Below are 12160 nucleotides of genomic sequence, written 5' to 3' on the forward strand. Positions count from 1 at the left end.
TGGTGCGCTTATCGCCCATGACGTGCGGCAGTAGGGTGAAGGCTCTGTCACTCACCGGGGAAGACGCATGACAACAATAACAATGCGCGCCATCTTCAAGCCGCAGGCGCTGGCCGTCGCGGTGGCCTTGGGTTGCTGTGCCCAGGCGCAGGCCGTTTCTTTCAACATTGGCGAAATCGAGGGCCAGTTCGACTCCTCGCTGTCCGTTGGCGCGAGTTGGGGCATGCGCGATGCCGACAAGGATCTGGTCGGTACGGTCAACGGCGGGACGGGGCAATCCTCCACCGGTGACGATGGACGACTGAACTTCAAGAAGGGCGAGACCTTCTCGAAAATCTTCAAGGGCTTGCACGACCTGGAACTCAAGTACGGCGACACCGGTGTGTTCGTGCGTGGCAAGTATTGGTACGACTTCGAGCTCAAGGATGAAAACCGTGAGTTCAAGGACATCAGCGACAGCAATCGCAAAGAGGGCGCCAAGTCGTCAGGCGCGCAGATTCTCGATGCCTTCGTCTATCACAACTATTCCATCGCCGATTTGCCGGGCACCGTGCGCGCCGGCAAGCAGGTGGTCAGTTGGGGTGAAAGTACTTTCATCGGCAACTCCATCAACAGCATCAACCCGGTGGATGTCTCCGCGTTCCGTCGCCCGGGCGCGGAGATCAAGGAAGGCTTGATCCCGGTGAACATGCTGTTCGCCTCCCAGGGCCTGACCGACAAACTCACCATCGAAGGTTTCTACCAGTTGGAATGGGACCAGACGGTTGTCGACAACTGCGGGACGTTCTTTGGTAACGATGTGGTGGCTGATGGGTGTACCAGTGGGTACACGGTGGGCAGCCCGGCGATTGCGCCGTTCGTGCCGTTGACCCAGGCCTTTGGCCAGGGCATCCAGGTGACTGACGAAGGGGTGGTCATCGGCCGTGGTGCTGACCGCGATGCGCGGGATTCGGGGCAATGGGGCACGGCGTTGCGTTGGCTCGGCGATGACACGGAATACGGTTTGTACTTCATGAATTATCACAGCCGTACGCCGACCGTGGGAACCACGACGGCAGGGGCTTCCACGCTGGCCGCCTTGCCAGGGATGATCGCGATAGCCAACGGGATAGTACCGGGTAGCGGCGCGGGCCTGGCCCAAAGTGTAATGTTGGGTCGCGGTGGCTATTACCTTGAATACCCCGAAGACATCCGCCTCTACGGCGCAAGCTTCTCCACCACACTGCCCACCGGCACCGCGTGGACCGGCGAAATAAGCTACCGTCCCAACGCACCGGTGCAGGTCAACACCAACGACCTGACGCTCGCGTTGGTCAACCCGATCGCGGGGGGCGCCGCTTCACCGATTGCCACTTCTGCCGGCGCCGACAACACCGGCTACCGCCGCAAGGAAGTCACCCAGGTCCAGAGCACCCTGACGCATTTCTTCGACCAGGTCCTGGGCGCCGATCGCCTGACCGTGGTGGGCGAGGCGGCGGTCGTGCATGTCGGTGGCCTGGAATCGAAGGACAAGCTGCGTTATGGCCGCGACTCGGTCTACGGCCAGTACGGCTTCAACGGCGACACCGACGGTTTCGTCACCTCGACGTCCTGGGGCTACCGTGCCCGGGCGATCCTCGACTATTCCAACGTCATCGGCGGGGTGAACTTCAAGCCCAACGTGTCCTGGTCCCATGACGTGGCCGGCTATGGCCCCAACGGCCTGTTCAACGAAGGCGCCAAGGCCATCAGCGTGGGTGTCGATGCCGATTACCGCAACACCTATACCGCCAGCCTGAGCTACACCGATTTCTTCGGCGGCGATTACAACGTTCTCGAAGACCGCGACTTCCTCGCGCTGAGCTTCGGCGTGAACTTCTGATCTGGCTGACAAGGAAAACCCAATGCGCAAGATGATCCTGCAATGCGGTGCCCTGGCCCTGAGCCTGCTGGCCGCGAACGTGATGGCGGCGGTGTCGCCGGAAGAAGCGAACAAACTGGGCACCAGCCTGACGCCACTGGGGGCGGAGAAGGCCGGTAACGCCGATGGCTCGATCCCGGCCTGGACCGGCGGCATTGCGAAGAACGCCGGCGCCGTGGACAGCAAGGGCTTCCTGGCCGACCCGTTCGCCAATGAAAAACCGCTGTTCACCATCACCGCCGCGACTGTGGATAAGTACAAGGACAAGCTGTCCGACGGCCAGGTCGCGATGTTCAAACGCTACCCGGAAACCTACAAGATCCCGGTCTACCCGACCCATCGCAGCGTCGGCCTGCCACCGGAAGTCTATGAGGCGGCCAAGCGCAGCGCGCTCAATGTGAACGCGATCAACGACGGCAACGGCCTGGCCAATTTCACCGGCAACCGCTACTACGCGTTCCCGATCCCGAAGAGTGGCGTTGAAGTGCTGTGGAACCACATCACCCGTTATCACGGCGGCAACCTGCGGCGTGTCATCACCCAGGCCACGCCGCAGACCAACGGCAGCTTCACGCCGATCCGCTTTGAAGAAGAGATCGCCGTGCCGTTCCTGATCAAGGACGCCGACCCGGAAAAAGCCAGCAACGTGCTGACCTATTTCAAGCAGGAGGTCACGGCCCCGGCGCGCCTGGCCGGCAACGTGCTGCTGGTGCATGAAACGCTGGACCAAGTGAAGGAACCGCGCCTGGCGTGGATCTACAACGCCGGCCAGCGCCGCGTGCGTCGCGCCCCGCAAGTGGCCTACGACGGCCCGGGCACCGCCGCCGACGGCTTGCGTACGTCGGACAACTTCGACCTGTTCTCCGGTGCGCCGGATCGCTACGACTGGAAACTGGTTGGCAAGAAGGAAATGTACATCCCGTACAACAGCTACAAACTCGATTCGCCGAGCCTCAAGTATGACGACGTGATCAAGGCCGGCCACATCAACCAGGACCTGACCCGCTATGAGTTGCACCGTGTCTGGGAAGTGATCGGTACGGTCAAGCCCAGCGAGCGGCACATCTACGCCAAGCGCCACATGTACATCGACGAGGACAGCTGGCAGGCGGCGCTGGTGGACCACTATGACGGCCGCGGCCAGTTGTGGCGTGTCGCCGAAGGTCATGCCCAGTTCTACTACGACCACCAGAACCCGGGCTACACGCTTGAAGCGCTCTACGACATCATCGCTGGCCGCTACATCGCCCTGGGGATGAAGAACGAAGAGAAGCATGCGTACGTCTATGGCTTCGAGGCTCGTGCAGCCGACTACACCCCGGCGGCGCTGCGGTCGAGTGGGGTTCGCTAAAGCGGCTGGCACTGTGGCGAGGGAGCTTGCTCCCGCTGGGCCGCGCAGCGGCCCCAATCGCCCCTAGGAGAAATACGCAAATCGAAGACCGGCAGCCGAGCTGCCGGTCTTTTTTTTTATGGCCGCCAATCAGCGCGCTGAATACTTCTCCTAAGGTGGTCGACAGAGGTCTAGGGTGAAGGAACAACAATAAAAGGGACCTTGCACAATGACCGCCATGACTCCGTGTCCGGACCGTCCTGGGCTGTTGCCTCGCCTGTCTTCGACGCATGTGTCGCGCCGGTCGTTGAGCGAGCCCCTGCTGGCGTCCGAGGCCCGAGTCAAGCTGCTTTGCGCGCCGGCCGGCAGCGGCAAGAGCGCATTGTTCGCCGAATGCTTCTTGCAGGCCCCGGCTGAATGCCGGTTGCACTGGCTGCCGTTGGCAGGCGCGGCACTCGATGCCGCGCAGCTGTGTGAATGCCTGGCGCAAGCCCTTGGCCTGCCCGTCACGGATGAGGCAAGCCTGTCGGCCCATCTGGCCCGTTTGCAGGCCCCCACGTGGTTGTTCCTGGACGATTATTGCCGGGTGCCCAATCCTGAGCTGGACCAATTGCTCGACCGTCTGTTGAACGCCAGCAGTCCCGCGCTGCACCTGTGGCTCAATGGTCGCCGGCGTCCTCACTGCAACTGGCCGCGCCTGTTGCTCGACGACGAGCTGTATGAGTTCGACGCGAAAGCCTTGGTGTTTGGCGTCGAGGATGTCCAGCAATTCCTCAGCCATTTGCCCGGCCCGCTGGCGGCCCGCACCGCCCGCGAAGTCATCCAGCGCAGCGGTGGCTGGTGCGCCGGGGTGCGCATCACATTGCTGGAACGTTGTGAATGGGCGCGTCGTCACGCCGCGCCGGGGCGTCCCGGTACATTGCTCGATTACCTGGAATACGAACTGTTCGGCAGCCTCACGCCCGAGCTGGCCCAGGCCTGGCGGGTGTTGGCGCATCTGCCGCGTTTCAATGCCCGGCTCTGCGAGCATCTGTTCGGTGACACCGTGGGGGCTGAGTGTCTTCCCCTGTTGCGGGACCTGGGCTGTTTTATCGAGCCGTGGGAAGCGTCTTCGGACTGGCTGCAGATTTTCCCGCCGCTGGCCCGGCTGGTGCGCGATGAACCTTGGCCCCAGGGGCGTTCCTGGCACCGACGGGCCTGCCAATGGTTCGCCGCCGAACAGGATTGGCCCATGGCGTTCGAGCAAGCCATGCAGGCCGAGGAGTTCGAGGCCGCCGTCAGTTTCCTGCAGCATTTGAATTTCGAACATGTGTTGCAACGCAGCAACGTCCAGCTCTTGCTGAACCTGCACGACCAGCAGGGTGAAGCGCTGTCGCTCGGGACAGCGCAATCGGTAGGCCTGGTGACCACGGCCTTGATGTTTGCCGGACGTTTCGACCAGGCCGAGGCCTGCATCGAACAGTTGGTCAAATTCATGCCCCAGCCCCTGGCTTGCCAACAGCGACAGTTGATTGCCCGATGGCAGGTCCTGCGTGGATGGTTGCTGCACCTTCGAGGCGACGGCGAACAGGCCCGCGAGCATTTTCTCCAGGCCCAGGCCAGTCTCGGCCCGGACGCCTGGGCTTTGCGGGTGCTGTGCCTGATCGGGCAGACACAGCAGGCGTTGCTCAAAGGCGAATTGGCGTCCGCCCAATGGATCAATCGCCAGGCACTGTGCCTGGCGCGCGCGCAAGGCTCGCTGGTATTTGAAGGCCTGCTCGAACTGGATCATGCCCAGGTCCTTGAGCAACGGGGTGCTCCTCACCGGGCCGACCACCTGCTGGGTGCAGTCCAGGCACTGCTTGATAAGCCTGGGCAGGATTTTTCCGCGTTGCTGGGAAGAATCGCCCTGCGTCGTGGGCGACTGTCCTTGCGGATGGGCCTGGACGAGCAGGCCGACGAGCACTTTCAGGCGGGCCTGGAAACGGGGCTGCGCAACCAGGACAAACAGGTGCTCTATGGCTTTCTTGGCAAGGCCTGCCTTGCCGCCAACCAGGGCGATTATGGCGAGGCGTTCATGCAGCTTCGCGACGCCGAACGCATCATGCAGCAGCGGCACATTCCCGACACGGTGTACCGTGGCGTATTGCTGCAAACCAGTTGTCAGTTCTGGCTGCAACAGGGACGCCCGGAACTGGCCCATGAAGTACTGACTCGCGTCTTGCGGCATTTTTGCGGACCGCAGGCCAAGCAGGCGCCGCCCGCCACCCTGGAACTGATCCCGCGTCTTGAGTACCTGCTGGTGCTGACCGAGGTCTATCTGCATCGGGCGCAGGATGCCCAGGCCCGGCTCAAGGACATGATCACCCAGGCGCAACGCTGTGAAATGCACGGTCTGGAAACCGAGTTGCACCTCGCCCTGGCTGAGGTGACCTGGCTGACCGGCGATCGCTCCCAGGCGCGCGCGCTTCTGCAGGAGGGCCTGCAGCGTGTCGCCTGTTGGCGAGCGCAACAGGCCCTGCGCGAGCTGCGCTTGCGTCAGCCTGAACTGTTGCGCTGGTTTGAATCGGCCGGACACATCGAGCAGCCAACCGTGCAGACCGAAGAGACCCTGCTCAGCCAGCGAGAGTTGGAAGTGCTGGAGTTGATCGCGCAAGGTTATTCAAACCAACAGATCGCCGAGCAGTTGTTCATTTCATTGCACACCGTAAAAACACATTCGCGTCGAATTCACAGCAAGTTGGGTGTACAGCGGCGTACGCAAGCGGTTGCCAAGGCGAAAGTGATGGGCGTCATGAATTAAGCTCGGGACGTTTTACTCATACTTACACTTGTTTGGGAAGTAACGGAGAACGTTTGATGTATAAGTGTCGGGCTTACATTGAAAAGGGAGTTTGGTTGGTCCCGGATTTCAATAAAAAAGTAAGTCGCCGTAACAGGCGCCATCAACGGAACGAACATGAAGTTCGTAACCAATACCGAACAAGGATGTTTATGTACGCACCATTATTTTCTTCATATTCGCAAAAGCTTCTTGCCTTGAAAGCAACCCGCGTCGATTTCGCCGTGGAGATCTTGCTGGGGCAGGCGTTGGATGGGTTGAACGTCAATCCACACAACAGCTATCTAAATATTTTGGAAAGCTCGTCCAGCGCCGAGTTTGCTCGTTCGATCACCTTGTTTGAAGAAGCGCTGGCGTGTGTCGAAAGAAAGTCCAGCCCGACCTACACGCAAGGTGTCAGCGAGATTTTCAGCAAGCGCTACTCCTTCGCCAATGAAGATCGGATCAAGGCGCTGAATCTTGTTGCCTTTGAAAAGATCGTCGCCGACATCGTTTCGAGCCTGACTGACGAACCGTCGATGGCGTTGTCCCGCACTCGCCTGAGGCCTCTGGCTGTAGAGGAAGTGGAGATGGCGTTGAAGTTTCATTTGCCTGGCGTCGATCTGAATAGCATCTATGTAACCGATTTTGCCACAGATGACTTTGGCGATCGGATCATCACCTCATCCACAAAGCTGGTAGATCAGCTGCTGGGGTACTTCGACAATGATGAGATTCCCTGCCATGGAAGGGATGGCGCGGTCTATTCGGTCCCCTACAGTGGCAAGGAGGAGCATCGGCATCCACAGTTGACCGCCGGATACCTTAACGACCTGCTGATCAAAGTCTTACCGGGCTTCCTGATCTGATCCGGGATCGGTCTCATAGCCCATCCGCCAGCTCACGGCCCGGGTCGCCGCCAACAAGCGTTGCGCCGCCGGGCCGTTCTCATCGGCATGAAACAGCGACGTCGGGCCGACAATGGTCATGACCGCCGTGACGTGGCCCATGGCGTTGAAAACCGGCGCGGACAACGCGTCTACCCCGGGCATCAGCAAACCGTGGACATGATGCAGGCCGCGTTGACGTATTTGTTCGCACAGCGCCGCGTAGGCCTGGTCATCTGCCAGCGGATGAGCGCGGGCGGCGCGGACTTCCTCGTCACGCAGTCCGACGGTTTCGCGCTCCGGCAAGTAGGCGCTGAAAACCAGGCCCGTGGATGAACTGAGCAACGGCAAGACCGAGCCCAGTTGCGTCACCACGGTGACGGCTCGCACGGCCGGTTCGATCCGTACCACGGTCGCGCCGTGGTTCCCCCACACCGCCAGGAAACAGGTTTCGTTCAAGTCGTCGCGCAGCTCTGCCAAGGGCAGGGCGGCCACTTGCAGCACGTCCATGCCGTTCAAGGCCGCCAGCCCCACGCGCAAGGCTTCGCGGCCCAGGCCGTAGTGGTTGGTGGCGGTGTTCTGTTCGGCGAATCCGCTGGCGATCAAGGCCTGCAGATAGCGATGGACCTTGCTCGCCGGCATCTGCACGTGTTCGGCCAGGCGCGACAGCGACGTGGAGGGGGAGAGTTCGGCCAGCGCCTTGAGGATGTCGGTGCCGACCTCGGCCGAGCGGACTTTCTGTTTACCGTTGCTGGGCGGGTTTTCCATGGAAGTGCGGGTCCGGAGGGCGAATGGGCGTCTTTATAGCTTGACGGTCGTCGTCGAGCAAATTACGTTATGCGTAATTGAATTACGATAAAAATAACCCGGTGCGCCTCGAACATTGCACGATGTGATGGGCCGCATCCCAGGAGGCTCCATGAACCTCGATTCCACGGCGTCGGATCTGGCTTATCTGTCTGGCTTCGGTAACGAGTTTTCCAGCGAAGCGCTGCCTGGCGCCCTGCCGGTTGGCCAGAATTCTCCGCAGAAAGCACCGTACGGCCTGTATGCCGAACTGTTTTCAGGCACCGCTTTCACCATGGCCCGCAGCGAAGCGCGGCGAACCTGGATGTACCGCATCCGACCCTCGGCCAATCATCCGGCCTTTGCCAGGCTTGATCGTCAGTTGGCGGGTGGTCCACTGGGTGAGGTCACGCCTAATCGCCTGCGCTGGAACCCGCTGGAGATCCCTGCGCAGCCGACCGATTTCATCGACGGGCTGGTGCGCATGGCGGCCAACGCCGGTTCGGACAAACCGGCGGGCATCAGCCTCTATCACTATCGCGCGAACTGCTCCATGGAACGGGTGTTCTTCAATGCCGATGGCGAATGGCTGGTCGTGCCGCAGCTCGGGCGCTTGCGGATCGTCACCGAATTGGGTGTGCTGGAGCTGGCGCCGCTGGAAATTGCCGTGCTGCCGCGAGGGCTGAAGTTGCGCGTCGAGCTTCTCGACCCGCAGGCCCGCGGCTACATCGCCGAGAACCATGGCGCGCCATTGAGATTGCCGGACCTGGGGCCTATCGGCAGCAATGGCCTGGCCAATCCACGGGATTTCCTGACGCCCGTCGCCCATTACGAAAACCTCGCGCAACCGACCACGCTGGTACAGAAGTTCCTCGGTGAGCTATGGGCTTGCGAGCTGGATCATTCACCGTTCGACGTGGTGGCCTGGCATGGCAATAACGTGCCGTATAAATATGACCTGCGCCGGTTCAACACCATCGGGACGGTAAGCTTCGACCACCCGGACCCGTCGATCTTCACCGTGCTGACTTCTCCCACGAGTGTCCACGGCTTGGCAAACCTCGATTTCGTGATCTTTCCGCCGCGCTGGATGGTGGCGGAAAACACCTTCCGTCCGCCGTGGTTCCACCGCAACCTGATGAATGAATTCATGGGCCTGATCCAGGGCGCCTACGACGCCAAGGCCGAAGGTTTCCTACCCGGAGGCGCATCGTTGCATAGCTGCATGAGTGCCCATGGTCCCGACGGCGAAACGTGCACCAAGGCCATCAATGCCGAACTCAAGCCGGCGAAAATCGACAACACCATGGCGTTCATGTTCGAGACCAGCCAAGTGCTGCGCCCGAGCCGCTTCGCCCTGGATTGCCCTCAATTGCAAACGAACTACGATGCCTGCTGGGCCTCGTTGCCAGTCACGTTCGACCCGACCCGGAGATAATCCATGACTCACGTTTCCTCCACCCGCAGCTGGGTCGCCTCCGCCAACGGTCATGCCGACTTCCCGCTGCAGAACCTGCCGCTGGGCATTTTCAGCATCGCTGGCGGCGCCCCGAGGAGCGGCGTTGCCATTGGCGAGCGGATTTTCGATCTGCAGGCAGCGTTGCAGGCAGGCCTGTTCGAGGGCGCGGCAGGCGATGCGGTCGCGGCCATGGAAGGTGGTCAACTGAACGCTTTCTTCGACCTGGGCCGCACCGCCCGGGTCGCCCTGCGTGAACGGCTCCTGGAGCTGCTGCGCGAAGACAGTCCGCTGCGGGACAAGATCGAAGCCCAGGGTGACAGCCTGTTGCCACGTGCGGCGGATTGCCAGATGCACCTGCCCGCAAAAATCAACGACTACACCGATTTCTACGTCGGCATCGAGCACGCGCAAAATGTCGGCAAGCTGTTCCGGCCTGACAATCCGCTGCTGCCCAACTACAAATACGTGCCCATCGGCTACCACGGTCGCGCCTCGACGGTCCGCCCTTCCGGCACCGATGTGCGCCGCCCGAAGGGCCAGACCTTGCCGGCTGGCCAGACCGAGCCGACCTTTGGCCCGTGCGCGCGCCTGGACTATGAGCTGGAACTGGGCATCTGGATCGGCCAGGGCAACGCCTTGGGCGAGCCCATCGCCATCGGCGATGCTGCCGAGCACATTGCCGGTTTCTGTCTGCTCAACGATTGGTCGGCGCGGGATATCCAGGCCTGGGAATATCAGCCGCTGGGGCCGTTCCTGTCGAAAAGTTTCCTGACCAGTGTCTCGTCCTGGGTGGTCACCGCTGAAGCCTTGGAACCGTTCCGTCGTTCCCAACCGGCGCGTCCCGAGGGCGATCCGCAGCCGCTGCCATACCTGCTGGACAAGCGTGACCAGGCCGGCGGTGCATTCGACATCGAGTTGGAGGTGCTGCTGCTGACCGAAACCATGCGCGAACAAAACCTGCCAGCCCATCGGTTGACCCTCAGCAACACCCGATACATGTATTGGACCGTGGCGCAGATGGTGGCGCACCACAGCGTCAACGGCTGCCAGTTACAGGCAGGTGACCTGTTTGGCTCGGGCACGTTGTCGGGGCCGGAAAACGGTCAATTCGGCAGCCTGCTGGAAATCACCGAGGGCGGCAAGAAGCCGATCGAATTGGCGTCCGGTGAAGTTCGCAAATTCCTCGAGGATGGCGATGAAATCATCCTGCGCGCGCGTTGCAGTCGTGACGGCGTGACGTCCATCGGCTTTGGCGAATGCCGCGGCAAGATCCTGCCGGCACGGTGAGGAGCGGGGCATGGAACTCTATACCTATTACCGGTCCACTTCGTCGTATCGGGTGCGTATTGCCTTGGCGCTCAAGGGGCTGGATTACCAGGCCCTGCCCGTCAACTTGATCGCCCCACCGGGGGGCGAGCATCGCCAGCCGGCGTACCTGGCGATCAATCCGCAAGGGCGGGTACCGGCCCTGCGCACTGATGAGGGCGCGCTGCTGGTGCAATCGCCGGCGATCATCGAATACCTGGAAGAGCGTTATCCACAGGTGCCGCTGCTCAGCAACGACCTTGCGACCCGCGCCCACGAACGGGGTGTCGCGGCGTTGATTGGCTGCGATATTCATCCCCTGCACAACGTCAGCGTGCTCAACAAGCTGCGCAAGTGGGGACACGACGAAGCGCAGGTGGCGGAGTGGATCGCGGGTTGGATCAGCCAGGGGCTGACGGCGGTGGAGCAGTTGATTGGCGATGACGGCTATTGCTTCGGCGCGCTGCCAGGCATCGCGGATGTGTACCTGATCCCGCAGCTGTACGCGGCCGAGCGGTTCAATGTCTCGTTGCAACCGTATCCGCGAATCCGGCGGGTTGCGGCGTTGGCGACCGGACATGCGGCGTTCCAGAAGGCGCATCCGGCGAATCAGCCTGACACCCCGGCTTGAAATTGGCGCAAGCCGGCTTACCGTCATCGCGAGCAAGCTCGCTCCCACACAGATGGCGCCAGACCCAGGCTCTCTGTGGGAGCGAGCTTGCTCGCGATGGCGATCCAGCAATCACCACAAAAATCCAAAGCCCGTACTCATTCAGTGCACAATCGAATTGGGCGGCAAATGCCCCAGTCGCTCGGTCAGGCGCAGCCGCTGGATCGGATCTTCACTGAGCATCAGCGCGTGCTCAAGGTCGAAGCGTTCAGCGTTAGGGCAGTCGAGGCGCTGGTAAAGACTGGCGCGCGCCAGGTAGTCGGCGGCGTTGGCGTTGCCCATTTCGAGCACTCGTTCGGCATCAATCAGCGCCGCGATGTAGTCATCGTTCGCCAGGTGCAATTGCCGCAGGTTGCGCGACAACCGTTGCAGCATCTGCATCGGCTCGGCATTGAGCATATGCTCGGCCTTGAGCGGCATGTTCGTGCCGTACTGACGCTGCAGCAGTTCCCGGCAATCATTGGGGTACAACCGTCGGCCGCCGCACGGGTCGAGCAGATGGTCGGCACCGGGTACGCGTAGCAGGAAATGGCCGGGGAAATTGACACCGGCCATTGGGATCTCCAGACCTCGGGCCAGTTCCAGGGCGATCAGGCCGAGGGCCAGGGGCTGACCCCGTTTGTGCGCCAGAACCTTGTCCAGCAGTGCCGCGCGGGGCCGTAGCGGGGTGGAATCATCCTGCGCGAAACCCAGGTCATTGAGGCGTCGAAGCAAGGGCTGGCCCAATTCACTGACCGGCAACATGGGCAGGCCGTGGCTGACCTGCCGTTGCAGATCCTTGAAGTCCTTCAACAGCGTCGGTACATCCAGCTCGCGATCATGTTCAGCGGCGATCCATAGCGCTGCTTCGAACAGCGCCGGGGGGGAGCGGTGCAGGCAATCAAAAAAGGCTTGGCGCGGCGTCATCACAATCTCCGGGCTATGCCTCGTTTTAGCTCTGCCATGGGTTTTCGTCCAGTCTCACAAATACGCAGTAACAGGTTATGCCGAAATAACAGGCAACGACTCATGCTTATTCCGGCG

At 61.5% G+C, this 12160-nt stretch carries 9 protein-coding genes; 7 read left to right on the forward strand and 2 right to left on the reverse strand.

Annotation, left to right across the window (positions count from 1 at the left end; translation table 11 throughout):
- The first annotated feature begins 67 nt into the window (after positions 1 to 67).
- The 4 genes from KSS97_RS05705 to KSS97_RS05720 all read left to right on the forward strand — a co-directional run bounded on the left by KSS97_RS05705 (position 68) and on the right by KSS97_RS05720 (position 6899).
- Positions 68 to 1861, forward strand: coding sequence for a DUF1302 domain-containing protein (locus tag KSS97_RS05705; RefSeq protein ID WP_030139897.1), 1794 nt, complete (start codon positions 68 to 70; stop codon positions 1859 to 1861).
- 22 nt (positions 1862 to 1883) lie between these two features.
- The gene (locus KSS97_RS05710; RefSeq protein WP_217861269.1) at positions 1884 to 3251 is read left to right on the forward strand and encodes a DUF1329 domain-containing protein; all 1368 of its coding nucleotides are present in this window, start codon (positions 1884 to 1886) and stop codon (positions 3249 to 3251) included.
- A 208-nt stretch (positions 3252 to 3459) separates the two neighbouring features.
- On the forward strand, positions 3460 to 6012 hold the full coding sequence (locus tag KSS97_RS05715) for a LuxR C-terminal-related transcriptional regulator (RefSeq protein WP_217861270.1): 2553 nt from the start codon (positions 3460 to 3462) through the stop codon (positions 6010 to 6012).
- Positions 6013 to 6203: 191 nt separating this feature from the next.
- Positions 6204 to 6899, forward strand: a complete 696-nt coding sequence (locus tag KSS97_RS05720) for a hypothetical protein (RefSeq protein WP_217861271.1) — start codon at positions 6204 to 6206, stop codon at positions 6897 to 6899.
- Here the strand turns inward: KSS97_RS05720 and KSS97_RS05725 are convergent.
- Positions 6879 to 7685: an IclR family transcriptional regulator gene (locus tag KSS97_RS05725; protein ID WP_217861272.1), complete on the reverse strand. Its 807-nt coding sequence runs from the start codon at positions 7683 to 7685 to the stop codon at positions 6879 to 6881. The genes KSS97_RS05720 and KSS97_RS05725 overlap by 21 nt on opposite strands.
- 151 nt (positions 7686 to 7836) lie before the next feature.
- On the opposite strand from KSS97_RS05725, the gene hmgA reads away from it, so the two are divergent.
- From hmgA to maiA, 3 genes are read left to right on the forward strand one after another with little or no spacing between them, the layout of a single operon-like run.
- The gene (hmgA, locus tag KSS97_RS05730) at positions 7837 to 9141 is read left to right on the forward strand and encodes a homogentisate 1,2-dioxygenase (protein ID WP_217861273.1); all 1305 of its coding nucleotides are present in this window, start codon (positions 7837 to 7839) and stop codon (positions 9139 to 9141) included.
- 3 nt (positions 9142 to 9144) lie between these two features.
- Positions 9145 to 10449, forward strand: coding sequence for a fumarylacetoacetase (gene fahA / locus KSS97_RS05735; protein ID WP_217861274.1), 1305 nt, complete (start codon positions 9145 to 9147; stop codon positions 10447 to 10449).
- Between the two features lie 10 nt (positions 10450 to 10459).
- Positions 10460 to 11098, forward strand: coding sequence for a maleylacetoacetate isomerase (gene maiA / locus KSS97_RS05740; protein ID WP_030139904.1), 639 nt, complete (start codon positions 10460 to 10462; stop codon positions 11096 to 11098).
- A gap of 141 nt (positions 11099 to 11239) precedes the next feature.
- On the opposite strand, the gene KSS97_RS05745 is transcribed toward maiA, so the two are convergent.
- The gene (locus tag KSS97_RS05745) at positions 11240 to 12043 is read right to left on the reverse strand and encodes a SirB1 family protein (protein ID WP_030139905.1); all 804 of its coding nucleotides are present in this window, start codon (positions 12041 to 12043) and stop codon (positions 11240 to 11242) included.
- Positions 12044 to 12160: the final 117 nt, after the last annotated feature.

The sequence above is a fragment of the Pseudomonas alvandae genome (assembly GCF_019141525.1).
Taxonomy (GTDB): Bacteria; Pseudomonadota; Gammaproteobacteria; order Pseudomonadales; family Pseudomonadaceae; genus Aquipseudomonas; species Aquipseudomonas alvandae.